Consider the following 25540-nt stretch of genomic DNA (forward strand, 5'->3'; position numbering starts at 1 on the left):
CGCGCATGAGCACAACCCACTCCGCCAACCTGGAGCGCAGCCTGCTGCTGATCCCCCTGCCCCTGCTGCTGGTGGTCTTCTACCTGCTGCCGTTCCTCGGCGTGGTGGGTTGGAGCTTCACCCTGCCGGAGCCCGGCATCGAGCAGTACCAGCGCATCGCCACCGATCCCGCGATCCACGACATGCTCTGGCGCACCCTGCGCCTGTGCCTGACGGTCAGCACCCTGGCGCTGGTCATCGGTTACCTGCTGGCCTACTGCTGGGTGTTCAGCCCGCCGTTCTGGCAACGCATGGTGGAGATCTGCATCTTCATCCCGTTCTGGATCTCGGTGCTGGTGCGGGCCTTCGGCTGGCTGATCGCCCTGCGCAGCAACGGCGTGCTGAACGGCGGGCTGATGGGCCTCGGCCTGATCGATTCGCCGCTGCAGCTGACCCGCAACGAGACGGGCGTGGTCATCGGCATGCTCCACTTCATGGTGCCGTACGCCCTGTTCCCGCTGCTTTCCAGCATGCGCCAGCTCGACCAGCGTGTGCTGCTGGCCTCCCGTGGCCTCGGTGCCGGGGCGCTGCGCACCTTCTGGCAAGTGCTGCTGCCGCAGACCGTGCCGGGCCTGCTGGGCGCCTTCATCATGGTCTTCGTGTTCTGCCTGGGCTTCTTCATCACCCCGGTGCTGCTGGGCGGCGGGCAGACGGTGATGATTGCCGAGTACGTCTTCCTGCAGATGTTCCAGACCAGCAACTGGGGCCTGGGCGCCGCCCTCAGCGTGGTCCTGCTGGCCCTGGTCAGCGCGCTGATCTGGCTGCTGCTGCGCATAACCCGTGTCAACCGACTGGTGGGCTGATCGACCATGAATACACATCAAACGGGCCTTTCCACCCGCCTGCTGGCCACCCTGGCCATGGCCTTCATGCTGTTCCCGCTGCTGACGGTCATTCCGGTGTCCTTCACCAGCAAGCGCTACCTGTCCATGCCCAACGGCAGTTGGTCGCTGCGCCACTATGAGGCCCTGCTGGGCAATCCGGAGTGGATGGCGAGCATCCTCCAGAGCCTGGGCATCGCTTTGGCCACCAGCATCATCGCCACCGCCCTGGCGGTGAGCTTCAGCCTCGGCATCTGGTACCTGCGCTCGCGCCTGGCCACGGTGCTGATCGGACTGGTGCTGCTGCCCATGGCCATCCCGCCGGTGATCTCGGCCCTGGTCCTCTACTTCATGGAGACCAACCTCGGCCGCATCGCCCCCGGCTTCGGCTACGACACGCTCCCCGGCGTGGTCATCGCCCACGTGGTGATGGTGGTGCCCTACGGCGTGGTGACCATGCTGGTGGCGCTGAGCCAGATCGACCGACGCATCGAACTGGCCTCCCGCAACCTGGGGGCCAGCCTGATGCAGACCACCTTCCTGGTGGTGATGCCGAACCTCAAGCTGGGCATCGCTTCGACTGCCCTGCTGAGCTTTGCGCTGTCCTGGGAGGAAGTGGCGGTGACGCTGTTCATCACCAGCGTCGACGTCAACACCCTGCCCCGCCGCATCTGGGGCGGTCTGCGGGACAACGTCGACCCCAGCGTGGCAGCCATCTCGGTGCTGCTGATCGGTATCACCCTGCTGGTGCTCTGTGCGCGGTTGCTGTTGCAGTACGTGGCAGCGCGCAAGGCCAGGGAGGCAGCAGGTTCAGCGGCGACGGCGCCGGCCTGATGCGAAAAAGCCCGGACAATGTCCGGGCTTTTTGTTTTGCGATGGCACATTGGGGCAATGAGTCCTGTAGGGGCGAATCCATTCGCCAACCGAACCGCCGGTTCGGCCTTCAAGACCTCAGGGGGCAGCTTCGCCGCCCTTGGCGAATGAATTCGCCCCTACAAGGCCTATCGGCCCATCAATCGCGGAACGACGGATCGATCCGATCCAGCCGGCGCAGCTCCGCTTTCCAGACGAGGTCCACGCTTTCCAGGTGATAGCGCTCGTTGTTCAACTGGCGCGCGGTGAATTCGCAGGCCTCGTGGTCCGGCACGATCAGCGGCCGGCCGGCCTTCATGGCTGCCAACTGGATGCGGCAGGCCTGGTCCAGGTAGTACATCAGGAAGTAGGCCTCGGCGACGCTGCGCCCCACGGTGAGCAGGCCGTGGTTGCGCAGGATCATGGCCTTGCTGCTGCCCAGGGCGTCGACGATGCGCTGGCGTACCTCCAGGTCCAATGGCACGCCTTCGTAGTCGTAGTAAGCGAGGCGGTTGTAGAAGGTCATGTTGGTCTGGTTCAGCGGCAACAGCCCTTCTTCCAGGGCCGCCACCGCCATGCCGGCCAAGGTGTGGGTGTGCATCACGCAGACGGCGTCGTGGCGGTTCATGTGGACGGCGCTGTGGATGGTGAAACCGGCGGGATTCACCTCGGGAGAATCGGCGCTCAACGTGTTGCCGTCGACATCGATCGCCACCAGGTTGGAGGCGCTGATTTCCTCCGGTAGCAGGCCGTACTGGTTGATCAGGAAGACAGGCTCTTCCCCGGGCAGGCGCACCGAGATATGGGTGAAGACCTGGTCGCTCCAGCCATTCAGATCCAGCAGGCGGTACGCGGCAGCAAGGTCAGTGCGCAGTGCTTGTTCGGTGGTCGTGTTCATCGGTTCTCCCGCAGGCAAATGACGTGGTCAAAGGCGGCCAGCCTAGGACCGCTTGTTGACCGCGGGATATCGATTTATCTTGCTGCCACTCATTCCAAAACGTAATGAACTGCCATGCGCCGACACCTGCCCAGCATGATTTCGCTCACCTGCTTTGCCGCGTTCGCCCGGCACATGAGCGTCACCCGCGCCGCCGAGGAACTCAGCCTGACCCAGGGCGCCGTCAGCCGGCAGATCAAGAACCTGGAAGACCTGCTCGGCCAGCCCCTGGTGGAGAAGGTGCGCCAGCGCCTGCTGCTCACCGAGGAAGGCCGTCGCTATGTGGAGGAAATCAGCCCCCTGCTGGACCAGCTGGAAGCCGCTACCCAGCTCATCAGCGGCAAGGGAGCGGGTCGTCTGCGCGTCGGTGCCGAACCCTCGCTCACCACCCGTTGGCTACTGCCCAGGCTCAAGGACTACGGGCAACTGCACCCTGAAGTCGAACTGCAGGTGATGAACGACCTGCACCGCCTCTACGAACAGCTGGAAGGTTTTGAACTCGCCATCCTCTTTGGCGACGGCCACTGGCCCGGGTTCGACGCGCAGCGGCTGATGACGGGTGAGATGGTCGCGGTCTGTACACCGGCGCTGTTGCAGCGCCATGGCCCCATCGTCGAACGGCGGGACATCCTGCGCTATCCCCTGCTCCACCACAGCGCCCTGAGTGCCCAGGGCAAGTCCTCCACCCAGATCTGGCTGCTCAGCGCCGGGCTGACCCCAAGGGAGATCGATGCCCTGCCCGGCCAGCGCCTGGAGCACTTCCAGTTCGTGCTGGATGCGGCCCTGCACGGGCTCGGCGTCACGGTGCTGCCGCGCTACTTCGTCGCACCGGAACTGGAAGAGGGCCGGCTGGTGGTCGCCAGCCAGGAGCCGCTGCTGTCTGGGGATTACTACCTGGTGGTGCCGGAGGGCTGTCGGGATCGCAACGTGTTGGCATTCGCAGATTGGTTGCTCGGGGCGAATAACCTGTAGGGGCGAATTCATTCGCCAATCGGACCGAAGGTTCGGCCTCAGGGCCTCAGGGAGCAGCTTCGCCGCCCTTGGCGAATGAATTCGCCCCCACAGAAGAGCGCCCCTACGCCGGGTCAGCACTGCAGCGCCGTCGACTCCCGCGCCACCAGTTCGCTGCCCACATCCACCTGCGAGTTCCACTCGCCCTCGCCACGGATGCGCTGGCACAGCAGTTCCACCGTGGCATTGGCCACCCGCTCGGCGGGAATGCGCACGCTGGTCAGCGACGGCATCGCCACCCGGGCGATGGGCAGATCACCGAAGCCGCAGATGCCCAGTTGGTCCGGCACCCGGATGCCCAGGCGCTGGCAGGTGAAGAGCGCACCGATGGCGGGCATGTCGTTGGTGAAGAAGGCGCCATCGCAGTCGATCTCGCCACGGGCAAAGCGTTGGATCACGTCCACGCCGTCGTCGATATGGGGTACGGGCGAGGTGTTCAACCGCAGCGGCTCGATGCCCAGCCCGTCCCACACCGCCTGGCGAAAACCGGCGAAACGCAGGTTTTCCCGCGCGTCGTCGTAGCCGAAGAAAGCCGGTTTGCGGTAGCCGCATTCCACCAGGTGACGCCCGGCCGCGGCGCCGGCGGCCCAGTTGGAGAAACCCACCACCTGCCCCACCGGTTGCCGGGGTACATCGCCTTCGGGCAAGTCCCAGAGTTCGATCAGGGGAATGTCGGTGGACTGGAGCAGTTCCAGGGTTTCCGGCGCGTGATAACCATAGGCGAGGATCAGGCCGTCCAGTTGGCGGCCGAGGAAGGCCCGCAGCAGCTTGCCCTCTTCCTCCTGGGAGAATCGCGTTTCACCGATCAGCAAGTGAAAGCCTGCCCGCGCCAGCCCCTGCTGAAGGACTTCGATGGTGGTGGCGAGGATGGGGTTGGTGATGGTGGTGATCAGCGCACCGATGATGCCGCTGCGCCGGGTCACCAATTGGCTGGCGGCCAGGTTGGGCACATAGCCCAGTTCGCGCACCGCCTGCTCGACCTTCTGCCGGGTCTGCTCCGAGACCATGTCCGGCTTGGACAGGGCGCGGGATACCGTCATCCCGGAAACTCCGGCCAGCCGGGCGACATCCTGCAGGGTGGGTTTGCTCTTGGTGGACATCCTGGCCTCGTGCGTCTATCGGGGAGGGGCATTATCCCTGAACAGCCCATGTCGAAGCGATTCCCGGCCTGTAGGAGCGATTTCAATCGCCAAGCGAGCCGCAGGTTCGCCCTGCTGCCTGCCAGGGGGCGGCTACGCCGCCCTTGGCGAATGAATTCGCCCCTACCAGGAAGGTTTCGCCTTCACCCATGTGCGAAGGCTTTCCCCGATTACTGCAGGAACTCCGCGTGCTCCCACACCTCGATCACAGTCGGGCGGTCAGCCTTTGCGGCTGTCTTCAGCAGCTCGGCCAGATGTTCCAGGCTCTCGGCCTTCTCGGCATTGCAGCCGAAGGCGCGGGCCAGGCCCTGGAAGTCCGGGGTGTAGATGTCGACGCCGATGGTGGGAATGTCACGGTTCTTCATGTAGCGCTTGATCTCGCCGTAACCGCTGTTGTTCCACAGCAGCACGATGATGGGCGCGCCGGCTTCCACGGCGGAGGCCAGTTCCGGCAGGGTGAACTGGATGCCACCGTCGCCGATCAGGGCAATCACCGGGCGTTCCGGGGCAGCCAGCTTGGCGCCCACGGCGGCCGGCAGCCCGTAGCCGAGGGTGCCGTAGCCGGTGGCGGAGTTGAACCAGCTGCGGGGGCGCGTGGCTTCGAACAGGTGGTTGCCGGAGTACACGGGTTGGGTGGAGTCGCCGGCGACGATCAGGTCCGGCAGGGTCTGCTGGAGAGTTTCCAGCACCTTGCGCTGGCCGTTCCAGGATTCCGGCCACTGGGCATCCAGTTGCTCACGGACGGCGGCGGCGCGCTTGGAGCCCGCGCTGTCTGCGCTGAAGGCGGCACCGGCGCCCACGGCATCGGCCAGGGCGGCCAGGGCCTTGCGGGCATCGCTGAGGATGGCCAGGTCAGCCGGGTAATTGCGGTTCAACTGCTCAGGATCGATGTCGACGCGGATCAACGGGCTTTCGATGCGGAAGTTGCCATCGAACACCACGTCATAGTCGGTCTCGCCCAGCTCGGTGCCGATGGCCAGGATCAGGTCGGACTCCAGCACCATCTGGCGCACCGGCACCCAGGCCTGGTTGCAGCCCAGTGCCAGCGGGTGGCCCTTGGGCAGCACGCCCTTGGCGTTGATGGTGTAGGCAGTCGGGGCATCCAGGGCTTCCACCAGGCGCTGGGCCTCGGCGCCGGCGTCGGCACAGCCGCCACCCAGCAGCACCAGCGGGCGCTTGGCCGCCTTGAGCATCCCGGCAGCGCGGGCGATGGCGTCGGCGCACGGGGCCGGACGGCTCGGCTGCGCGCCCAGCTTGCGGCTCACGTGGTCCGCCGGGGCGGTGATCACGTCAATCGGGATCTCGATGTGCACCGGGCGCGGACGGGAGCCGTTGAACACGGCGAAGGCGCGGGACAGCACTTCCGGCAGCTCGTCGGGGCGCATCAGGGTGTGGCTGAAGGCGGCGACGCCGGAGACCAGATTGCGCTGGGAGGGCAGCTCATGGAGGCGGCCGCCGCCCATGCCCAGTTGCTCGGTGTTGTTGACGCTGGAGATCACCAGCATGGGGATGGAATCGGCGTAGGCCTGGCCCATGGCGGTGGTGATGTTGGTCATGCCCGGACCGGTGATGATGAAGCACACGCCCGGTTTGCCGGAAACACGGGCATAGCCGTCGGCCATGAAGCCGGCGCCCTGCTCGTGGCGCGGCGTCACGTGACGGATGCGGGTGTTGGGCAGGCCGCGATACAGCTCGACCGTGTGCACACCAGGGATACCGAACACGGTATCCACGCCAAAGCCTTCCAGCAGCTCAACCAGCAGCTCTCCGCAGGTCAACATGGGCAGTCCTCCAAAGGAAATCAGGTTTCGAATGGCGGGCACTCTAACATGGCGATGTTAGCGTTAACATCACTTTTGTCGGAATTGTCTGACAGGGTCTTTCTGCTGAGGTGGAAACTGGGTTGTGGGGGCGCATTCATCCGCCCCCACAGGGGTGAGGCGACTGTGCGCTAGCCCAGGAACAGCTTGCAGGCCGGGTTGTCGCTTTCGTCCCAGTACGGATAGCCGATCTCGTCCAGCGCGGCGCGGACGTCCGCCCGCTCCTCCGGCGGCACCGCGAGGCCCGCCAGCACGCGGCCGTCGGCGGCGCCATGGTTGCGGTAATGGAACAGGGTGATGTTCCAGCGCCCGCCCAGCTTGTTGAGGAAGTTGAACAAGGCGCCGGGGCGCTCGGGGAACTCGAAGCGCAGCAGCATCTCATCGCCGATCTGCGGCGCATGGCCGCCCACCATGTGGCGCACGTGCAGCTTGGCCAGCTCGTTATCGGTCAGGTCCAGCACCGGGAATCCCTGGGCTTGCAGGTTTTCAACCAGCACCGCGCGGGGATCGTTGACCGGATGGGTCTGCACGCCGACGAAGATGTGCGCCTCGTCCCCGGAGCTGTAGCGATAGTTGAACTCGGTGATCTGACGACGGCCCAGGGCCTCACAGAACGCCTTGAAAGCCCCCGGCCGCTCCGGCAGCGTCACGGCGATGATCGCCTCGCGCTTCTCCCCCAGTTCGGCGCGCTCGGCCACGTGGCGCAGGCGGTCGAAGTTGATGTTGGCGCCGGAATCGATGGCGACCAGGGTCTGGCCATTGACGCCCTCGCGCTCCACGTACCGCTTGATCCCGGCCACGGCGAGCGCGCCGGCAGGCTCGGTGATGGAGCGGGTGTCGTCGTAGATGTCCTTGATCGCGGCGCAGATCTCGTCGGTGCTGACCGTCAGCACCTCGTCGACGAAGTGCCGGCAGACGTCGAAGTTGTGCGCGCCGATCTGGGCCACCGCCACCCCATCGGCAAACAGCCCCACCTGGTTCAGCACCACGCGCTCGCCCGCGGCCAGGGCCGCCTGCAGACAGTTGGAATCCTCGGGCTCGACGCCGATCACCTTGATCTCGGGGCGCAAGTACTTCACGTAGGCGGCGATGCCGGCAATCAGGCTGCCGCCGCCCACGGGCACGAAGATGGCGTCCAGCCGGCCCGCGTGCTGACGCAGGATTTCCATGGCCACGGTGCCCTGCCCGGCAATCACATCCGGGTCGTCGTAGGGCGGCACGAAGGTGAGGCCCTGCTCCTCCGCCAGTTTCAGCGCATGGGCCAGGGCATCGGGGAAGGCATCGCCGTGGAGCACCACCTTGCCGCCACGGGAGCGCACGCCCTGCACTTTCAGCTCCGGGGTGGTGCGCGGCATCACGATGGTCGCCTTCACCCCCAGCTCCCGCGCCGCCAGGGCCAGGCCCTGGGCATGGTTGCCGGCCGAGGCGGCGATCACCCCGCGCGCCCGTTCCTCGTCGCTCAGTTGCACCACGCGGTTGTAGGCGCCGCGAATCTTGAAGGAGAACACCGGCTGCAGGTCCTCGCGCTTGAGCAGCACCTGGTTGCCCAGGCGCTCGGTGAGCTGGCGGGCGGGCTGCAGGGGCGTCTCGATGGCGACGTCATACACCGGCGCCGCGAGGATCTTGCGCACGTAGTGCTTGAGCAGGCTGTCGCGCTCGTCCAGCGGGCGCTCGGTCAGGGGGACGGCGGATCGGGTGGTGAAGGTGGTCATGCTGGGCTCCTGGTTTCGATCTTGGCGCCCAGGAGACAGAAGGAAAAAACCCGCCTCGAGGGCGGGTTTCTGTTTGGTCGTCGGCTAACCCGCCACTGCTGGAATGGCGGTAATAATCGAGGGGCCGGACAACCAAGGGAATTGATTCATGGCGGGCAATCTAGAGGGGCGGAGTCCTTCAGGTCAAGCGGCAATTTCGGATAGGCGAAAAGAATTCATCCTTCAGACGTGATCCCGGACCACCCGCAATTCGGCGGCATCCTGGTTCATCCGCTGGATCACATTGAACAACTGCTCCTTCAGGGCCTGGTCGCCGATGCGGTCGGCGGCGCGCATCACGGCAATGGCAGCCGCTTCGTTGTTCATGGCCACTGCATCCAGGGTCTTGCGAAAGTTTCTTACGGTACGCGTCACGACTGGGGTCCTTCCTTAAGCTGCGAACACCCTATTGGATAATTATTTCCTTTTGATTTCATCGACTTGGATCAACGCATCCGTCCGACGAAATTGACGTCGCCCCGGTCATTCACCAAGCTACCCCGCTTTGAATCACTCACCAGGAACACCACGACGTGATTGCCCTCTCCTTCCGTCGGGGCCGGCTGGCGCTGTGCGTCGCCGCCCTGCTCTCGCTGGTCGCCGGTTGCGACAAGGAACCCGCGAAACCCATACAACCCAAGGTCGAGACCTACACCCGGGCGACCTGGGAAGAGCTGCCCGCCACCAACGACGCCGACCTCCTGGCCGGTTTCAACGCCTGGCGCTCGGCTTGCGCCCGACTGGCCCGTGACCCGATCTGGGCGGCCCCCTGCGGCAGCGCCGGCCAGGTGCCGGAAGACCCCACTGCCGTCCGCGCCTGGCTCAAGGCCCAACTGGACGTCTACAGTCTGCGCAACGCCCACAACAGCCCGCAGGGCCTGATCACCGGCTACTACGAACCGGTCTATGCCGGCAGCCTGAGACGCACCAAGGAAACCGAGGTACCGGTGTACGGCACCCCGGAAGACATGATCATCGTCGCCCTGGACAGCCTCTACCCGGAACTCAAGGGCAAGCGCCTGCGCGGGCGCCTGGAAGGCCGCGTGCTCAAGCCCTATGACGACGCCGCCACCATCCGCGCCAACGGCGTCAAGGCGCCGGTACTGGCCTGGCTCTCCGACCCCATGGACCTGCAATTCCTGCAGATCCAGGGCTCCGGGCGTATCCAGTTGGAGAACGGCCGCCAACTGCGCATCGGCTACGCCGACCAGAACGGTCACCCCTACCGCCCGGTGGGCCGCTGGCTGGTGGAACAGGGCCTGCTGAAGCAGGAAGACGTCAGCATGAGCAGCATTCGCGACTGGGCCAGGGCCAACCCGCAGCGGGTCCAGGAGCTGCTCGCGACCAACCCGAGCTATGTGTTCTTCGGCCTCAATCCGGACAGCAACGAAGGTCCTCGCGGGTCCCTCAACGTGCCCCTGACCGCCGGCTACAGCGTGGCCATCGACCGCAAGGTGATCCCGCTGGGCAGCCTGCTCTGGCTCTCCACCACCCGCCCCGACGGCAGCCCGGTCACTCGTCCGGTGGCTGCCCAGGACACCGGCGGCGCCATCGCAGGTGAAGTGCGCGCCGACCTCTTCTGGGGCACCGGCGCCGAAGCCGGCGAACTGGCCGGCAACATGAAGCAGGCGGGGCAACTCTGGATGCTCTGGCCGAAGGGCGCGCCGTTGCCCGGCGCAGCCACTGCGCCAGCACAGGGGGGCAAATCATGAGCCTGGTCATCCGCGCGGAAGCGCCCGCCGATATCCCCGCCATCGAAGCCCTGACCGTCGCCGCATTTGCCCAGGCGCCCCACAGCAGCGGCACCGAGCAGTTCATCGTCAACGGCTTGCGGCGTGCCGGGCAGCTGTCGCTGTCCCTGGTGGCGGAGGACGGCGGCGAGCTCGTCGGCCACGTGGCCCTGTCGCCGGTGCGCATCTCCTCCGGAGCCACGAGCTGGTACGGCCTGGGCCCCATTTCCGTGGCGCCGGCACGCCAGGGTGCGGGCATCGGTTCCCGCCTCATGGGCGCCGCCCTGGCCGGATTGCGTGAGCTTGGGGCGGAAGGCTGCGTGCTGCTGGGCGACCCCGCCTACTACAGCCGTTTCGGCTTCATCGTGCGCCCGGGCCTGGTGCTGCCCGGCGTGCCTGCGGAGTATTTCCAGGCCTTCTCGTTCAGCGGCGAATGGCCCGTGGGGGATGTCAGCTATCACCTGGCGTTCGAAGCCACTGACTGAAACCCCATCTGATTAGGTATAAGAGAGCTTTGCGCAAAGGAAGGCGCCAACCGATTCGGTCAGTACGGGGGCAGCCATGAGAGACGACGCCGAAACCACCCACGAGGTCTACAAAGCGCTACTGGAGTCCACCCGGGCGATCCCCTGGAAGATCGACTGGAAGACCATGACCTTTGCCTACATCGGTCCGCAGATCGAAGCGTTGCTGGGCTGGAGCCAGTCCAGTTGGGTTGGCGTCAATGACTGGGCCGAGCGCATGCACCCCGATGACCGCGATGCCGTGGTCGCCTTCTGCGTCGCCCAGTCCCAGGCGGGCACCGACCACGAAGCGGACTACCGTGCCCTCACCCCCCAGGGCGACTACGTCTGGATTCGCGACGTGGTGCACGTCATGCGCAATGCCGAGGGCGAGGTGGAAGCCCTGGTCGGCTTCATGTTCGACATCAGCGAGCGCAAGAAGGCCGAGCAGCAGCTCATCGACCTGCAGAAGCAACTGGAGGAGTACTCCTACCAGGACGGCCTGACCGGCGTGGCCAACCGGCGCATGTTCGACTCCATGCTGGACATGGAATGGGCCAACGCCCAGCGCACCGGCGAGCCGCTGTCGCTGATCCTGCTCGATATCGACTACTTCAAGCAGTACAACGACCACTACGGCCATATCCAGGGCGATGACTGCCTGAGAAGCGTGGGCAAGGCACTGAAGAACGCCGCCATCCGCCCCCGGGACTTCGTCGCTCGCTTTGGCGGGGAAGAGTTCGTGCTGATCCTCCCGGCCACCGACGAACCCGCCGCCCGCCAGGTGGCCGAGCGCTGCCGCAAGCTGATCCGCGAACAGTGCATCCCCCACGAGAAATCCGGGGTCGCCTCGCTCCTGACCATCAGCCTGGGCGTCGGCACCCTGGTTCCCAGCCACCAGGACCAGCCCTTGCCCTTCATCCAGGCCGTGGACAAGCTGCTCTATCAGGCCAAGCAGCGCGGGCGCGACCGCCTGGAGTCGGCCCACTTTGGCGGCCGCCGGGACCTGGCCCAGAAACGAGAAGGCGAAGGTCACTGACCTTCGCCCATGCTCGCGTGCGACGACTGACCCGCTACATCGACAGCAGGTGCCCCGCCCTCGGGGCCGCGTGGCCCTGCAGCACCTGCTGGTAGATCGCCTCCACGGCCGCCGGTCCGTGCCCATATTCCAGGTCCATCCACTGCTGGGCGTAGCCCGCGAAGGCGCGCCAGCGATCCACCATGGCCTGTTGGAAGGCCTGGTTGCCCACCTTGTGGATCAGCTTCTGCGCCTCGGTCGGGGCGAAGAACATCGTGGGCTTCGGTCCCGGCATGTCCGGCGAGCGCCCTTGGCGCTGGTCCCAGTGGGCGGCGCCCACCAGGCAGCTGTACTTCAGCTCTGAACCCAGCTTGCGGTGGACCTGGTCCAGCAACGGGCCGTTGCCGGCGAAATCCACCAGTACCGACGGGACATTGCCCGGAAGCTGGTCCAGCTCGTCGTAGCCCAGCACCCGGTCATAGCACTTTAGCGCCTCGACGAAAGCCCGATTTCCCGGAGAGGTCAGGCCGATCACCTGATAGTCCATGCCCCGGCCCTTCCGGCTGCGGTTCAGCAGATAGGCCATGCCGATGGCGGTCTTGCTCGACGCGCTGGTCACCACCACGTCATGGGCACCGAAGAACTGCTCCGCGGCCAGAAAGCCGTCCAGCAGGAAGGAGGTGGTGAACAGCGGACGCAGGAGCATCTGCAACGCCTCGTCATCCTCGTGATAGAGGGCGTCGTTGGCGCAGTTCAGATAATGGTTGTAGAGCGGCGGCAAGGCCTGCCGATGGGGCGCCGCATCCACGAAGCCGTTGGGACGCACCTTGTCCGGCGTGACCCGGAGATGGGTGGACATGGGGTAGTAGCCGAAGAAGCGCTGGCCGATCTCCAGCTCCGGGCAGTGGGACTGCACCACTTCGGCAAAGCCCCAGACGGGGATGATCCCCATCCCTTCTTCGCCGGTGGGAAAGAATTGCCAATAGCCCAGGGTCTCGCCCAGCGCGGCATAGGTGATGTTGTTGGCGGTGAAGGCAAAGCGGTCGACCCGCAGCAGCGCCTGCCCCTGCCCCAGGTCGCCGGCCTTCAGCAGGCCCTCACGAACCCGGCACTCGGTAATCCGGTCGCGCTTGACCAGCAGATCCAGGGTGGTGCCCATCGATGCTCTCCTTCGGCTGAACCTTCATCCCCGCGCAGGCCTGCCCCGCGCCGTGCACACCAGCATAGTCGCGCAGCAGCGAGCGGCCAGGGCATCATTCCGACTTCCGGACGAGCCTGTGAAGCAGGCCGACTACCAGTCATCGGGCAAGGTTACGCCGGGTCCGGAATCCGCAGTTCGGTCTCCTCGCCCAGCAGCCAGGCGCGGTTGAGGTCGGCACAGGCGTGCAGGTACTCCGCCACCAGGGTGATGCGCTTCAGCCGGCGCAGGTCCTCGCTGTAGTACATCCAGAACTGCCGGGTGACTTCCACATCAGCGGGCAGCACGGCCTGCAAGCGCGGGTCGCCGGCCACCAGGAAGCACGGCAGGATCGCCAGCGCCCGCCCCTGCAGCGCCGCCTGGTACTGGGCGATGACGCTGGTGCTGCGCAACTGACTCACGGCGCCGGGCAGCAGGTCGTTCAGGTAAAGCAGCTTGGGACTGAACGCCAGGTCTTCCACGTAGGTGATGAAGGGATGCCCGGCCAGGTCCTCCCGCGTCTGGATCGGCGGATGCTTCGCCAGGTACTCGGGCGAGGCATAGAGGCGCAGGCGGTAATCACAGAGTTTCGAGCAGACATAAGGCCCACGCTCCGGCCGTTCGAGGGTGATGGCGATGTCCGCCTCGCGGCGGGACAGGCTGACGAAGTGCGGAACCGGCAGGATGTCCGCCGAAATATGCGGATAACGCTCCAGGAAGCGGCTCATCTGCGCGGTCACGAAATAGGAGCCGAAGCCCTCGGTGCAGCCGATGCGCACATGCCCCGACAACCCCAGGCGTGTGCCCGACACCTGCTCGCACGCCGCCTGCAGCGTGCTCTCCAGGGTCTCGGCGTGCCCCAGCAGGCGCTGCCCCTCGACCGTGAGCACGAAGCCCGCCGCGCGTGACTTCTCGAACAGCAGCGCCCCCAACGCCTGCTCCAGGGCGCGCACCCGCCGCGACACCGTCGTGTAGTCCACACCCAGCCGGCGAGCCGCGCCGCTGGCGGTCCGGGTGCGGGCCACCTCCAGGAAAAAGCGCAAGTCGTCCCACTTCACCTGGTCGAGGGTGGGGCTTTTTTGCATGTTCATTTGGATATTTGCCAGGTCAATGGTGGATGAATGCCTCTATGTACGCATGCCCGGTGCAGGGTGGCCAAGGGATTTCTGTGCGGCGGCCTCAGGTCAGCGAGCCTACGGCTTCAGCCCTCCCCCGTTATCCCGCGCGCCATGGCTATGACTTTTTTGCACATCGCACCGGTTTTTCTGCGCGTTCTTATCTGATTCACGCCTACCTATACTCGATCCAACAGGCCGGCCACTGTCCGGCAAGACCCGACAAGAACAATCAAGGGCACTCACGATGACCAACAACTGCCTCCCCTTCCTTGCCGCCCGTGACTTCCTGCTGGCCCACCGCACCGACTACGACACCGCCGTGCGCGATTTCCGTTGGCCGCAGCTCACCGAATTCAACTGGGCGCTGGACTACTTCGACACCATGGCCAAGGGCAACCAGGCCAACGCGCTCTGGATCGTCGAAGAGGATGGCAGCGAACGCCGCTACAGCTTCCAGGAGCTGGCACAACGTTCCAACCGTGTCGCCAATCACCTGCGCGCACTCGGTGTGCAGCGTGGCGAACGCATTCTGATGATGCTCGGCAATGACATCGCCCTCTGGGAAACCATGCTCGCGGCCTTCAAGCTGGGCGCCGTGGTGATTCCCGCCACCGCCCTGCTCACCCCCGAAGACCTGCGCGACCGCATCGAGCGCGGCCACGTCCGCCACCTGGTGGTGGGTAGCGCCAACCTCGACAAGTTCAACGGCCTCGCCGAAGGCTGCACCCGCATCAGCGTCGGCCGGGGGGCTCCGGGTTGGACCCCGCACAGTTCAGCGCTGGAATATTCCGCCGAGTTCGAGGCCGACGGCGTGACTCTGGCCACGGACCCGATGCTGCTCTACTTCACCTCCGGCACCACCTCCAAGCCGAAGATGGTGCTGCACAGCCACCAGAGCTACCCGGTCGGGCATCTCTCCACCATGTACTGGATTGGCCTGCAGCCCGGCGACCTGCACCTGAACATCTCCTCCCCCGGCTGGGCCAAGCATGCGTGGAGCTGCTTCTTCGCGCCCTGGAACGCCGGCGCCTGCATCTTCATCCACAACACCTCGCGCTTCAGTGCCCCGGCCCTGCTCGGCGTGCTGGAACGCTACGGCGTCACCAGCCTCTGCGCCCCGCCCACCGTCTGGCGCATGCTGATCCAGGAGGACCTGGCCAGCTACCGTGGCCGCCTGCGTCTGCGAGAACTGGTGGGCGCCGGCGAACCGCTCAACCCGGAAATCATCGAGCAGATCCAGCACGCCTGGGGCATGAACCTGCGCGACGGCTTCGGCCAGACGGAGACCACCGCCCAGGTGGGCAACACCCCCGGCCAGACGCTCAAGCCGGGCTCCATGGGCCGCCCGCTGCCCGGATACCGGGTAACCATGCTCGACCCCGACGGCATGCCCGGCAACGAGGGTGAAGTCGCCCTGCCGCTGGATGTCCGCCCCCTGGGCCTGATGCTCCGCTACGAGGACAGCCCGGAGAAAACCGCCGAAGTGATGCGCGATGGCTACTACCGCACCGGCGACACGGCCCTGATCGACGACGACGGCTATATCACCTTCGTCGGCCGTGCCGATGACGTGTTCAAGGCCTCGGACTACCGCATCAGCCCCTTCGAGCTGGAAAGCGCCCTGATCGAACACCCCTCGGTGATGGAAGTGGCCGTGGTCCCCAGCCCCGACCCGGTGCGCCTGGCGGTGCCCAAGGCCTTTCTGATCCTGGCCCATGGCGAGACCGGCAGCGCCGAACTGGCCAGCAGCATCCTCGCCTTCGCTCGCGAGCACCTGGCGCCCTACAAGCGGGTGCGCCGCATCGAGTTCGTCAGCGAACTGCCCAAGACCATCTCCGGAAAGATCCGCCGGGTGGAACTGCGGCAGATCGAAGTGCAACGCCGCCAGAGCGATGCACGCCACCCGCAGGAATTCTTCGAGGAAGACTTCCCGCACCTCAAGGGCTGAGCCCGCACCGTTCTCTGAAATCCCGACCGCTCGGACACCCCGTCCGAGCGTTCCCACCCGACCCAACGAAAGCAGGCAGGACCACCATGACCTCTTCCAGCGTTCCCAGCGTCAAGTTGCTCATCAACGGCGAATTCGTCGAATCCCGCACCACCCAGTGGCGCGACATCGTCAACCCGGCCACCCAGGAGGTCCTGGCCCGCGTGCCCTTCGCCACTGCCGAGGAAATGGACGCCGCCGTGGCCAGCGCCAAGGAGGCCTTCAAGACCTGGCGCAAGACGCCCATCGGCGCTCGTGCGCGCATCTTCCTCAAGTACCAGCAGCTGATCCGCGAAAACATGAAGGAACTGGCCGCGATCCTCACCGCCGAGCAGGGCAAGACCCTGCCGGACGCCGAGGGCGACATCTTCCGCGGCCTGGAGGTGGTGGAGCACGCCGCCAACATCGGCACCCTGCAGATGGGTGAGCTGGCCAACAACGTTGCCAGCGGCGTGGACACCTATACCGTCAACCAGCCGCTGGGCGTATGCGCCGGCATCACGCCCTTCAACTTCCCGGCGATGATCCCGCTGTGGATGTTCCCGATGGCCATCGCCACCGGCAACACCTTCGTCCTCAAGCCCTCCGAGCAGGACCCCATGGTCACCATGCGCCTGGCTGAACTGGCCCTGGAAGCCGGTGTGCCCAAGGGTGTGCTCAACGTCATCCACGGCGGCGCCGATGCCGTGAACCTGATCTGCGACCACCCGGACATCAAGGCCGTGTCCTTCGTCGGCTCCACCAAGGTCGGCACCCACGTCTACAACCGCGCCTCGCTGAACGGCAAACGCGTCCAGTGCATGATGGGCGCGAAGAACCACGCCATCATCCTGCCCGACGCCCACAAGCAGCAGACCCTGAACAACCTCGCCGGTGCCGCCTTCGGCGCAGCAGGCCAGCGTTGCATGGCGCTCTCGGTGGCGATCCTGGTGGGCGAGGCGCAGACCTGGCTGCCGGAGCTGGTGGAAAAGGCCAAGTCGCTGCGAATCGGCGCCGGCGGCGAGCCGGGCACGGATGTCGGCCCGGTGGTGTCGTGCGCCGCCCTGGACCGTGTCAGCGGCCTGATCGCCACTGGCCTGAACGAAGGCGCCAAGCTGGAGCTGGACGGCCGCAGCCCGAGCGTGCCGGGCTACCAGGACGGCAACTTCGTCGGCCCGACCATCTTCTCCGGCGTGACCCCGGACATGAGCATCTACCGCGAGGAGATCTTCGGGCCGGTGCTGTGCGTGGTGAACGCCGCCACCCTCGACGAAGCCATCGCCTTCATCAACGCCAACCCGAACGGCAACGGCACCGCCCTCTTCACCCGCTCCGGCGCTGCCGCGCGGCACTTCCAGGAGGAGATCGACGTCGGCCAGGTGGGCATCAACGTGCCGATCCCGGTGCCGGTGCCGCTGTTCTCCTTCACCGGCTCCCGTGCCTCGAAGCTCGGCGACCTCGGCCCCTACGGCAAGCAGGTGGTGCAGTTCTACACCCAGACCAAGACCGTCACCGAGCGCTGGTTCGACGAGGACGAAGTCGGCGGCGCCGTGAACACCACCATCACCCTGAAATGACCAACTCCGGGCCGGCACCACACGCCGGCCCGTCTGGAGCAGCACCATGCATATCGGATTCCTTGGCCTCGGCAACATGGGCGGCCCCATGGCCCGCAACCTGCTGAAGGCCGGTCACAGCCTCACCGTATTCGACCCGTCGCCCCAGGCCACCGCCGCACTGGTGGAACTGGGCGCCCGTTCCGCCAGCAGCCCGGCGGAGGTTGCCCGTGACGGCGTCGCCGTGATCGTCACCATGCTGCCCGCGGCGGCCCATGTGAAAGAGGTCTACCTGGGCGGCAACGGTCTGCTGGCGAACGTCAGCCGTGGCGTGCTGCTGATCGACAGCTCCACCATCGACCCGCTGAGCGCCCGTGAGGTGTCCAGGCAGGCCGAGGCGCAGGGCAACCCCATGCTCGACGCCCCGGTCTCGGGCGGTACGGGCGGTGCCGCCGCCGGCACGCTGACCTTCATGGTCGGCGGCACCGAGGTTGCCTTCAGCCAGGCCCAGCCACTGCTATCCGCCATGGGCAAGAACATCGTCCACTGCGGCGCTTCCGGAAACGGCCAGGTGGCCAAGATCGCCAACAACATGCTGCTGGGCATCTCCATGGTGGGCGTCGCCGAAGCCATGGCCCTGGGCGTCTCCCTCGGCATGGATGCCAAGGTCCTGGCCGGCATCATCAACACCTCCAGCGGCCGCTGCTGGAGCTCCGAGATCAACAACCCCTTCCCCGGCGTGCTGGAAAACGCCCCGGCGTCCCGTGGCTACAGCGGCGGCTTCGGCAGCGATCTGATGCTCAAGGACCTGGGCCTGGCCACCGAAGCCGCGCGTCATGCGAAACAACCGGTGGTGCTGGGCGCGGCGGCCCAGCAGCTCTATCAGACCTTCAGCCTGCAGGGTCACGGCGGCCTGGACTTCTCCGCCATCATCAACCTGTTCCGCCGGGAAGCCTGAGCCTGAGCATGAGCAGCACGCAGTTCCCGTCAGCACCCTCGGTGGTGCCTGACGGTTTCACCGGCGGGAGACCCGTTTGATGCACGATCTCGAACTCACCGAAGAACAACGCATGATCCGCGACATGGCCCGGGACTTCGCCCGATCCGAAGTGGCACCTCGGGCCCAGGCCTGGGAAAAGGCCGGCTGGATCGACGAGGACCTGGTGCAACAGATGGGCGCGCTGGGCTTTCTCGGCATGGTGGTGCCCGAGGCCTGGGGCGGCAGCTACATCGACTACGTCGCCTACGCCCTGGCGGTGGAGGAGATTTCCGCCGGCGACGGCGCCCTCGGCGCGTTGATGAGCATCCACAATTCCGTTGGTTGTGGCCCCATCCTCAACTACGGCAGCGAGGCGCAGAAGGACCATTGGCTGCCCGACCTGGCCGCCGGCGCTGCCATTGGCTGCTTCTGTCTGACCGAACCCCAGGCCGGCTCGGAGGCGCACAACCTGCGCACCCGTGCGGAACTGCAAGACGGCCACTGGGTGCTCAACGGCGCCAAGCAGTTCGTCAGCAACGGCAAGCGCGCCAGGCTCGCCATCGTTTTCGCGGTGACCGACCCGGACCTGGGCAAGAAGGGAATCTCCGCTTTCCTGGTGCCCACCGACACGCCCGGCTTCGCGGTCGACCGCAGTGAACACAAGATGGGGATCAAGGCGTCCGATACCTGCGCCGTGACCCTCAGCAACTGCCGCATCCCGGAAGAGAACTTGCTGGGCCGGCGTGGCAAGGGCCTGGCCATTGCCCTGTCGAACCTGGAAGGCGGCCGCATCGGCATCGCCGCCCAGGCCCTCGGCATCGCCCGCGCGGCTTTCGAGGCCGCCCTGGGCTACGCACGGGAACGGGTGCAGTTCGGCAAGCCGATCATCGAGCACCAGAGCATCGGCAACCTGCTGGCAGATATGCAGGTCCGCCTCAACGCCGCGCGCCTGATGATCCTTCACGCCGCCCGGTTGAAGAGCGCCGGCCTGCCCTGCCTGTCCGAAGCCTCCCAGGCCAAGCTATTCGCCTCGGAAATCGCCGAGCAGGTGTGCTCCAGCGCCATCCAGGTCCACGGCGGCTATGGCTACCTGGAGGATTACCCGGTGGAGAAGTACTACCGCGATGCGCGCATCACCCAGATCTACGAAGGGTCAAGCGAAGTACAGCGTCTGCTGATCGCGCGCGAACTGGCCAACCTGCAACTCTGAGTAACCCACGTTTTCCGGGCACCCTTTCCCGAGGGGCGCCCGGTTTTTTTTGCGCGCTGCCCCGGGCTTCGCGTGCCCGCCATGACCTGCCGGCGACCGCAGAAAATTTCCCGCCGACTCACCGGGCGTCAACTAGGCTGGAACTAGTCTCCGCGACTGGGAGACATGTCCCTGTTTCCCCCGATTGGTTTCCACACCCGGTTCAGCAGAAAACCGGGGGCGAACTGCGGGGAACGCCTTGGATTACCCAACTAGGAAGTGAGGAATGACCATGCGATCCATGTCCGGTGTTTTGGCATTTGCAGCGTTGATGGCGCTGGGGGGCTGCTCCAGCACCATGGTTGAGCCCGAGCACTATTCGGGCTTCCTGCCTGATTACCAACGCCTCAAGGAAGAAGAATCCGCCAGCGGCGCGAAAGTGGCCCGCTGGGTCGATCCGTCGCTGAACCTGTCGCGCTACAACAGCGTGTACATCGAGCCCAGCCAGTTCTACCCACGCCCCCAGCCCACCGACCAGATTTCCCAGAACACCCTCAAGGACATCGCTCAGTACTACGACACGGCCCTCAAGCGTGAGCTCGGGAAAGTGATTCGGGTCGTCAATTCTCCCGCTGCCGACAGCCTGGTGATCCGCCCAGCCATCACGGCGGTGTCGAGTTCCACTGAAGGGCTAAAACCCTACGAAGTCATTCCGATCGCCCTGGTCGTAGCGGCCACGACCACCGCCGTCGGCGCCCGGGACCAGGAAGTGCAAATCGCCACCGAAGCCATGTTCCTTGACGGCGGCAACAGCAAGCTGCTGGCTGAAGTCGTGCGCAAAGGCACCGGCACCGCCCTGGAGAACAAGGAAACCGCCCTGACCGTGCAGAACATCAAGCCGGTGGTGGACGGTTGGGCGCAGGACCTGCGTCTCGCCTACGAGCGGTTGAAGCCCCGTCAGTAAGCCGGACGGCATCCCTCTCCTCCGCGGACGCCGGACGGGAGGAGAGGACAGCCGGACACGCATCCCCCCTGTCACCTGATCTCGACCGTAGCGTGCGCTGCGCGCACCGATTCCGGGATCGACTTCGGCACCCGGTCTAACCGCCGGTGCGCACGGCGCACCCTACCGGATCGGCTTGCAGCGCCGGTGATTCATGACCACATCCTCAGGACAACACTTCCTGATTCGCCTCCCGAAACAATCAGCCCCTCATTCGAGGGGCTGTGTGCGGGGCCTCAACGGAAATGGGGCCAATGCCAGTGGTGCTCGTCCATCCAGGCCTTGATGGCCGGACGGTTGGACCATAACGCCATGCCGATGCACAGAAGGATCAGGCAAGCGACGATGATCAGGCCCAAGGTGTTAACGCTCATGGCGCACCTCCTCATCATGCGTCTGACTACGATTTCAACGTAGCAAGCCCCTTTTCCCCCTACAAGTGGCTGGCGTCAGACGGTATCGATGCAGGATCAGGCACCACTTCCCGGCTCTTCCTCGGCGATCACGAACTGCTGCAGACGCTCCAGCGCGAGGTCGAAATCGAAGGCATCGATGGCGGTCGCGATTCGCTCCAGCGCCCCATATTCCGGTTTTCCGTGGAACAGCGTGCAGAGCTCGGCAATGTACTCCATGGCGGCGGTATCGCTGTCGGCCAAACAGGTTCGCAGCTGCCGCAGCCGTTCACCAAGCTGCTGTTGGTCCGAGATGGCGGGTTGCGCCGGTTCCGGGAGGTCAGGTGCGAGCGCATCGAGTCCGGCGATCACCGGGGCCAGGACGAACAATACGCCCGCAAGCAGCTCTTCGATTCGCGCTTCAGCAGCGCCTTCACGGCAGGCGGTCTCCAGCTGCTTCGCCGCCTCCGCCACGGCCATCGCGCCGATGGTGGCGGCCGTGCCGCGCAAGGTGTGGGCGCCGCGCTGGGCCGCGCTGGGGTCAGCATCCCGCCGGCCTGCGGCGAACTGCTCAGCAAAGTCCCGCTGGCCATCGCGGAATTTCAGCAGCATGCGCCGATACAGGTCAGCCTTGCCGGCGCAGGTGGCGAGCCCTGCCTGCTCATCGATGCCGGGTAACCCCATGGGAGCACCCTGCCCTGTCGGTCCTCCCCTGGTCGTGCCCGGTCGCGGTTTGATCCAGCGGGCCAGGGTGCTGAACATTGCGTCCACGTGCAGCGGCTTGGCGATATGGTCGTTCATGCCGGCGGCCAGGGCCTGGTCACGGTCGCCCGCCATGGTGTTGGCGGTCATCGCAATGATGGGAAGGGTCGCCAGACCAGGCTGCTGGCGAATGGCGCGGGTCGTGGCATAGCCGTCCATGACCGGCATCTGGCAATCCATCAGGATGCCGTCGAAGTCCTGGTCGGTTGCCAGCAGGTCCAATGCCTCCTGGCCGTTGTTGGCGGTGGATACGGTGATGCCTGCACCGTTCAGCAGATCCAGCGCCAGTTCCCGGTTCAGCGCGTTGTCTTCCACCAACAGCAGGCGGCTGCCGGCGACAGCCGCGCGGCTGTCCGCGCCCTGGTCTCGCCGCTCGGTGCTGCGGGGGCCGGCCAACCTGCCCTTGCCCAGGACTTCGCCCACGGCTTCCAGCAAGGTGGAAGGGGTAATCGGTTTGGTCAGCACGAAGTTCAGCGCCACGCCCCGGCCATGGGCCGCTTCCAGCGCCTCTTCACGGCCGAAGGCGGTCACCATGATGACGGCCGGCACCGTACCGACTTCGCCGACCTGCATGCGCCGCACCGCCTCGATGCCATCCATGCCGGGCATTTTCCAGTCCATCAGCACCAGCTCGTAGGGCAGCCCCCGCCGATCCGCGTCGGCCAGGAAGCGCAGGGCCTCCTCGCCCGTCCGGGCCACATCCACCTCCAGGCCGAACCCGGCGGCCATGCTGGCCAGGATTTCCCGCGCCATGGCGTTGTCATCCACCACCAGCACCCGCAATCCAAGCAGCTCATCAGCCCGGAACATCCGACGCGGATGGACGTTGAGCTGGCGACCGAAGCGGGCATGGAAGTGGAAGGTGGAACCCGCGCCGAGCTCGCTGTCGACCCAGATACGCCCGTCCATCAACTCCACCAGGTTCTTCGAGATGGCGAGTCCCAGGCCGGTGCCTCCGTACTTGCGGGAGGTGGAAGAGTCGGCCTGGATGAAGGACTGAAACATGCGCTCGCATTGCTCCGGAGACAACCCGATGCCGGTGTCCTGCACCCAGAAGTGCAACTCCAGCTGCCCTTCGGCCAGTCCGGGTGCTTCCACCTGCTCGACGCCCACCACCACTTCGCCCCGCTCGGTGAACTTGACCGCGTTGTTGCCCAGGTTGATCAGTACCTGGCCAAGGCGCAGCGGATCGCCCACCAGGGCTGTCGGCAGGTCGTGGCGGGTCTGGAACAGGAGCTCCAGGCCTTTTTCCTCGGCACGGAACCCCACCAGACTGGCAACGTGGTCCAGCACGTCTTCCAGGCGGAACTCGATCCGCTCGATACTCATCCAGCCCGCCTCGATCTTAGAGAAGTCGAGGATGTCGTTGATGATGCCGAGCAAGCCCTCGGCAGAGCGGTGGACCTTCTCGATGTAGTTGCGCTGGCGCTTATCCAGCTCGGTCTTCAGCGCCAGGTAGCTCATGCCGATGATGACGTTCATCGGCGTGCGGATTTCGTGGCTCATGTTGGCGAGGAAGTCGCTCTTGGCTTGGGTGGCCTCCTCAGCCAGTTCCTTGGCACGCACAGTCTCCAGTTCCGCCAGCTTGCGATCGGTAATGTCGAACAGCCAGGCCAGGGAGCCCGCTTCCCCGCGATATTGAATCGGCAGGTAGGTCGCCAGAATGTGCCGTTCCTGCCGGTCCCGGTCGTACATCAACACCTCCCGGTGGTACACGGCTTTGCCTGCCTGCAAGTGCTCCCAGATTGCCTCGCGTTCGCCGGGCCGGACATAAAGGTCGGGGGCCATGTCGCCGGGCACCACGCCGAAGGTCTCAACGAACATGGGGTTGGCGAAGTGGATGCGTCCCTGGGTCGAGAACGCAACGCTGACGGGGCTGTTGTCGAGGATGTACTGCAGCCGCTCCTCACTCTCCTGCACCGCAGCTTCCATGGCTCGGCGATGGCTGATGTCCCGCACCGAGGCACAGACGCAGAGGCCCTGCTCCTCCGATTCGGGCAGCAATGAAAGGCCGATTTCCACGGAGAAGGTGCTGCCGTCCTTGCGCACGCCGTGCAGGTCGGCGTTGGTGCCGCCCATCTGCCGGCTCTGGCCCTGGGCCATGAAGCCCTCGCGCAGCCCGGCATGGCGAGCGCTGGATGCGGCAGGCACCAGTTGCTCCACCAGCGTGCCGATCAACTCGCCCTCGGCATAACCGAACAGCTCCTCCAGCTTGGGGTTGGCCAGGATGATCTGGCCTTGGCGACTGACCACCATCATGCCGTCAGGAGCGGACTCGATGATCCCCCGGTACCAGGCTTTGGTGGTCTCGATGACGCGCTGCTGGGCTTCCAGCTTCAGCGTTTGCACCTTCAGGCTGGCCGCCTGGCGTTCCATCAGGTCGGCCTGCTGGCGGGTTTCGGCGAGCAGCCGCTGGGTGTGCAGCGTACGTTCAAGAATCTCCACGTTCATCGCCAACAGCGGCATCAACTCCTCCAGCAACGCGTGCTGATCCGTGCTGAACGGCTGGAAGCTGGCCAGTTCGATCACCCCCAGCAGGCGCTCACCCCGTACCAGTGGCAACACCGTCACTTCGCTGGGGATCGCTGCGCCCAGGCTGGAGCCGATGCGCGGGTAGTTCTCCGGCAGCGCCCGCAGGTTCATGGGCCGGCGATCCTTCGCGCACTGGCCTAGCAGCCCTTCGCCCAGCTGGAAATGCCGTGGCAACGAAGCACCATCGGGAATGGCATAGCTGCCCAGCAATGTCAGCCGACCAGCGTCCTCCTCATGGCCAAAGGCAGTGGCGTAGCCCACCTGCAGCAGTGGCGCGATGCCCGCCAGGAAGCGATCGCCCAGCTCGGCGTAGCTGTTGGCGGACTGGAGGTCGCGGGATATGGCCGCCACATTGGTCTTGATCCAGCGCTGCTCGGCCATTTGCCGGGCTTCTGCCTGCAGGGCGAGGACGGCCCTGGCCAGATCGCCGATTTCGTTCGGGTAGTCCTGGAACGGAATGGCCGTATCCAGCCTGCCGGCACTCAGGGATTCCACCGCGCGTCGCAGCCGCTCGGCCGGCCGCCGGATCGAAAGGCTGATCAAGGTACTGAACAAGAGGCCGCCACCCACCCCGAATGCGAGGAGCCAGAGCGTCAGTCGCACGCTCTGCTGATAACGGGCGCCTGCCTGGATCACCTCCCCGTCGGCTCGGGCACGAATGATTTTTGCCATCTCGGCCAGGGCATTGTTCGCGGTGATGCGAATGCGCTTGAACGCTGGAGATGTCGTCAGCGCAATCGCCTGCCTGCGGCTGAGGAGGCCTGAGGAACCCGCGGACGGCCTGTTGAACGCCGTCGCCTGCTCGACCGTGCGCTGGTAGTCGGCAAAAACCTGCTCGAAACGCGCCAGGTGAGCCTGACCCTGTTCACTGATAATGAGCGGACGCGCCAACCCGATTTCCTGCCACAGTGAGGCCCGGGCTTCGGCCAGCAGGTCCAGGGCTTCATCCACCTCGTTCTGGTCCTCCACCAGCATTGCCTGGCGCAGGCTTCGCCCCATTTCAGCCAGGGCGACCCGGGCCGCTTCCACATGGGCCAGCGCCATCATCTCCCGCTGGTAGATCCGGCTGATCTGGGCGTTCTGCACGTACTGGGCGCGAAGGCTGAAGAGCCCCTGGATCAGCGCCAGCAGGAGCACCACGCCGAAGCCGAGCAGCAGCCTCCTGCGCAGAGGCAGGCGCTGCAGGAATGCGAGCAGTGATGACATGGTCGGCCCCCCGGTCTGGTCGAATGTCAGGCGGTCCCG

20 protein-coding genes are annotated in these 25540 nt (G+C 65.7%); 11 read left to right on the top strand and 9 right to left on the bottom strand.

Going from position 1 to position 25540, the window contains the following annotated elements:
• Positions 1-5: 5 nt before the first annotated feature.
• Both TQ98_RS14500 and TQ98_RS14505 read left to right on the top strand, forming a co-directional pair.
• The gene (locus tag TQ98_RS14500) at positions 6-842 is read left to right on the top strand and encodes an ABC transporter permease (RefSeq protein ID WP_044874530.1); all 837 of its coding nucleotides are present in this window, start codon (positions 6-8) and stop codon (positions 840-842) included.
• Positions 843-848: 6 nt separating this feature from the next.
• Entirely contained in the window at positions 849-1694 is an 846-nt protein-coding gene (locus TQ98_RS14505; RefSeq protein WP_044874529.1) for an ABC transporter permease, read from the top strand.
• Between the two features lie 178 nt (positions 1695-1872).
• On the opposite strand, the gene TQ98_RS14510 is transcribed toward TQ98_RS14505, so the two are convergent.
• Positions 1873-2610 carry a class II aldolase/adducin family protein gene (locus TQ98_RS14510; RefSeq protein WP_044874528.1) on the bottom strand — a complete coding sequence of 246 codons (738 nt, stop codon included), beginning with the start codon at positions 2608-2610 and terminating at the stop codon, positions 1873-1875.
• 114 nt (positions 2611-2724) lie between these two features.
• Here TQ98_RS14510 and TQ98_RS14515 point away from each other — a divergent pair, with 114 nt between their 5' ends.
• Positions 2725-3621: a LysR substrate-binding domain-containing protein gene (locus tag TQ98_RS14515; RefSeq protein ID WP_044874527.1), complete on the top strand. Its 897-nt coding sequence runs from the start codon at positions 2725-2727 to the stop codon at positions 3619-3621.
• A 113-nt stretch (positions 3622-3734) separates the two neighbouring features.
• Here TQ98_RS14515 and TQ98_RS14520 read toward each other — a convergent pair whose 3' ends face one another.
• From TQ98_RS14520 to TQ98_RS14535, 4 genes are all read right to left on the bottom strand, one after another.
• Positions 3735-4760 (bottom strand): LacI family DNA-binding transcriptional regulator, encoded by a 1026-nt coding sequence (locus TQ98_RS14520; RefSeq protein WP_103102967.1) that lies wholly within the window; start codon positions 4758-4760, stop codon positions 3735-3737.
• Between the two features lie 209 nt (positions 4761-4969).
• Positions 4970-6580, bottom strand: coding sequence for a 5-guanidino-2-oxopentanoate decarboxylase (locus TQ98_RS14525; RefSeq protein WP_044874525.1), 1611 nt, complete (start codon positions 6578-6580; stop codon positions 4970-4972).
• A 170-nt stretch (positions 6581-6750) separates the two neighbouring features.
• Positions 6751-8331 carry a threonine ammonia-lyase, biosynthetic gene (ilvA, locus tag TQ98_RS14530; protein ID WP_277949291.1) on the bottom strand — a complete coding sequence of 527 codons (1581 nt, stop codon included), beginning with the start codon at positions 8329-8331 and terminating at the stop codon, positions 6751-6753.
• A 222-nt stretch (positions 8332-8553) separates the two neighbouring features.
• Positions 8554-8745, bottom strand: coding sequence for a hypothetical protein (locus TQ98_RS14535; RefSeq protein ID WP_044874524.1), 192 nt, complete (start codon positions 8743-8745; stop codon positions 8554-8556).
• Between the two features lie 158 nt (positions 8746-8903).
• On the opposite strand from TQ98_RS14535, the gene TQ98_RS14540 reads away from it, so the two are divergent.
• From TQ98_RS14540 to TQ98_RS14550, 3 genes are all read left to right on the top strand, one after another.
• Complete coding sequence (locus TQ98_RS14540; RefSeq protein ID WP_103102968.1) at positions 8904-10082, top strand: murein transglycosylase A; 1179 nt, start codon at positions 8904-8906, stop codon at positions 10080-10082.
• The gene (locus TQ98_RS14545) at positions 10079-10585 is read left to right on the top strand and encodes an N-acetyltransferase (RefSeq protein WP_044874523.1); all 507 of its coding nucleotides are present in this window, start codon (positions 10079-10081) and stop codon (positions 10583-10585) included. The genes TQ98_RS14540 and TQ98_RS14545 overlap by 4 nt, the downstream gene beginning before the upstream one ends.
• 76 nt (positions 10586-10661) lie before the next feature.
• On the top strand, positions 10662-11642 hold the full coding sequence (locus TQ98_RS14550) for a sensor domain-containing diguanylate cyclase (protein WP_044874522.1): 981 nt from the start codon (positions 10662-10664) through the stop codon (positions 11640-11642).
• Positions 11643-11676: 34 nt separating this feature from the next.
• On the opposite strand, the gene TQ98_RS14555 is transcribed toward TQ98_RS14550, so the two are convergent.
• Entirely contained in the window at positions 11677-12780 is a 1104-nt protein-coding gene (locus tag TQ98_RS14555) for a DUF2855 family protein (RefSeq protein ID WP_044874521.1), read from the bottom strand.
• Between the two features lie 152 nt (positions 12781-12932).
• Positions 12933-13889: a LysR family transcriptional regulator gene (locus tag TQ98_RS14560; protein ID WP_197708598.1), complete on the bottom strand. Its 957-nt coding sequence runs from the start codon at positions 13887-13889 to the stop codon at positions 12933-12935.
• Positions 13890-14160: 271 nt separating this feature from the next.
• On the opposite strand from TQ98_RS14560, the gene TQ98_RS14565 reads away from it, so the two are divergent.
• The 5 genes from TQ98_RS14565 (at position 14161) to TQ98_RS14585 (ending at position 20570) form a co-directional block, all read left to right on the top strand.
• Positions 14161-15864, top strand: a complete 1704-nt coding sequence (locus tag TQ98_RS14565; RefSeq protein ID WP_044874520.1) for an AMP-binding protein — start codon at positions 14161-14163, stop codon at positions 15862-15864.
• Positions 15865-15950: 86 nt separating this feature from the next.
• Positions 15951-17459 (top strand): CoA-acylating methylmalonate-semialdehyde dehydrogenase, encoded by a 1509-nt coding sequence (locus tag TQ98_RS14570; RefSeq protein WP_044874519.1) that lies wholly within the window; start codon positions 15951-15953, stop codon positions 17457-17459.
• Positions 17460-17505: 46 nt separating this feature from the next.
• Entirely contained in the window at positions 17506-18396 is an 891-nt protein-coding gene (gene mmsB, locus TQ98_RS14575) for a 3-hydroxyisobutyrate dehydrogenase (protein WP_044874518.1), read from the top strand.
• A 79-nt stretch (positions 18397-18475) separates the two neighbouring features.
• Positions 18476-19627 carry an acyl-CoA dehydrogenase family protein gene (locus TQ98_RS14580; RefSeq protein ID WP_044874517.1) on the top strand — a complete coding sequence of 384 codons (1152 nt, stop codon included), beginning with the start codon at positions 18476-18478 and terminating at the stop codon, positions 19625-19627.
• A gap of 265 nt (positions 19628-19892) precedes the next feature.
• Complete coding sequence (locus TQ98_RS14585; protein ID WP_044874516.1) at positions 19893-20570, top strand: DUF3313 domain-containing protein; 678 nt, start codon at positions 19893-19895, stop codon at positions 20568-20570.
• Positions 20571-20845: 275 nt separating this feature from the next.
• On the opposite strand, the gene TQ98_RS27785 is transcribed toward TQ98_RS14585, so the two are convergent.
• Positions 20846-20983, bottom strand: a complete 138-nt coding sequence (locus TQ98_RS27785) for a hypothetical protein (RefSeq protein WP_158249361.1) — start codon at positions 20981-20983, stop codon at positions 20846-20848.
• 96 nt (positions 20984-21079) lie between these two features.
• Positions 21080-25501 (bottom strand): response regulator, encoded by a 4422-nt coding sequence (locus TQ98_RS14590; RefSeq protein WP_044874719.1) that lies wholly within the window; start codon positions 25499-25501, stop codon positions 21080-21082.
• Between the last annotated feature and the right edge of the window lie 39 nt (positions 25502-25540).

This window comes from Pseudomonas sp. LFM046 (assembly GCF_000949385.2).
Lineage (GTDB): Bacteria > Pseudomonadota > Gammaproteobacteria > Pseudomonadales > Pseudomonadaceae > Metapseudomonas.

What these genes read in the sequence shown, in the direction of transcription:
- TQ98_RS14500 (WP_044874530.1), top strand. Translation starts at nt 6, where the DNA reads ATGAGCACAACCCACTCCGCCAACCTGGAGCGCAGCCTGCTGCTGATC.
- TQ98_RS14505 (WP_044874529.1), top strand. Translation starts at nt 849, where the DNA reads ATGAATACACATCAAACGGGCCTTTCCACCCGCCTGCTGGCCACCCTG.
- TQ98_RS14510 (WP_044874528.1), bottom strand. Translation starts at nt 2,610, where the DNA reads ATGAACACGACCACCGAACAAGCACTGCGCACTGACCTTGCTGCCGCG.
- TQ98_RS14515 (WP_044874527.1), top strand. Translation starts at nt 2,725, where the DNA reads ATGCGCCGACACCTGCCCAGCATGATTTCGCTCACCTGCTTTGCCGCG.
- TQ98_RS14520 (WP_103102967.1), bottom strand. Translation starts at nt 4,760, where the DNA reads ATGTCCACCAAGAGCAAACCCACCCTGCAGGATGTCGCCCGGCTGGCC.
- TQ98_RS14525 (WP_044874525.1), bottom strand. Translation starts at nt 6,580, where the DNA reads ATGTTGACCTGCGGAGAGCTGCTGGTTGAGCTGCTGGAAGGCTTTGGC.
- ilvA (WP_277949291.1), bottom strand. Translation starts at nt 8,331, where the DNA reads ATGACCACCTTCACCACCCGATCCGCCGTCCCCCTGACCGAGCGCCCG.
- TQ98_RS14545 (WP_044874523.1), top strand. Translation starts at nt 10,079, where the DNA reads ATGAGCCTGGTCATCCGCGCGGAAGCGCCCGCCGATATCCCCGCCATC.
- TQ98_RS14550 (WP_044874522.1), top strand. Translation starts at nt 10,662, where the DNA reads ATGAGAGACGACGCCGAAACCACCCACGAGGTCTACAAAGCGCTACTG.
- TQ98_RS14555 (WP_044874521.1), bottom strand. Translation starts at nt 12,780, where the DNA reads ATGGGCACCACCCTGGATCTGCTGGTCAAGCGCGACCGGATTACCGAG.
- TQ98_RS14560 (WP_197708598.1), bottom strand. Translation starts at nt 13,889, where the DNA reads ATGAACATGCAAAAAAGCCCCACCCTCGACCAGGTGAAGTGGGACGAC.
- TQ98_RS14565 (WP_044874520.1), top strand. Translation starts at nt 14,161, where the DNA reads ATGACCAACAACTGCCTCCCCTTCCTTGCCGCCCGTGACTTCCTGCTG.
- TQ98_RS14570 (WP_044874519.1), top strand. Translation starts at nt 15,951, where the DNA reads ATGACCTCTTCCAGCGTTCCCAGCGTCAAGTTGCTCATCAACGGCGAA.
- mmsB (WP_044874518.1), top strand. Translation starts at nt 17,506, where the DNA reads ATGCATATCGGATTCCTTGGCCTCGGCAACATGGGCGGCCCCATGGCC.
- TQ98_RS14580 (WP_044874517.1), top strand. Translation starts at nt 18,476, where the DNA reads ATGCACGATCTCGAACTCACCGAAGAACAACGCATGATCCGCGACATG.
- TQ98_RS14585 (WP_044874516.1), top strand. Translation starts at nt 19,893, where the DNA reads ATGACCATGCGATCCATGTCCGGTGTTTTGGCATTTGCAGCGTTGATG.
- TQ98_RS27785 (WP_158249361.1), bottom strand. Translation starts at nt 20,983, where the DNA reads ATGAGCGTTAACACCTTGGGCCTGATCATCGTCGCTTGCCTGATCCTT.
- TQ98_RS14590 (WP_044874719.1), bottom strand. Translation starts at nt 25,501, where the DNA reads ATGTCATCACTGCTCGCATTCCTGCAGCGCCTGCCTCTGCGCAGGAGG.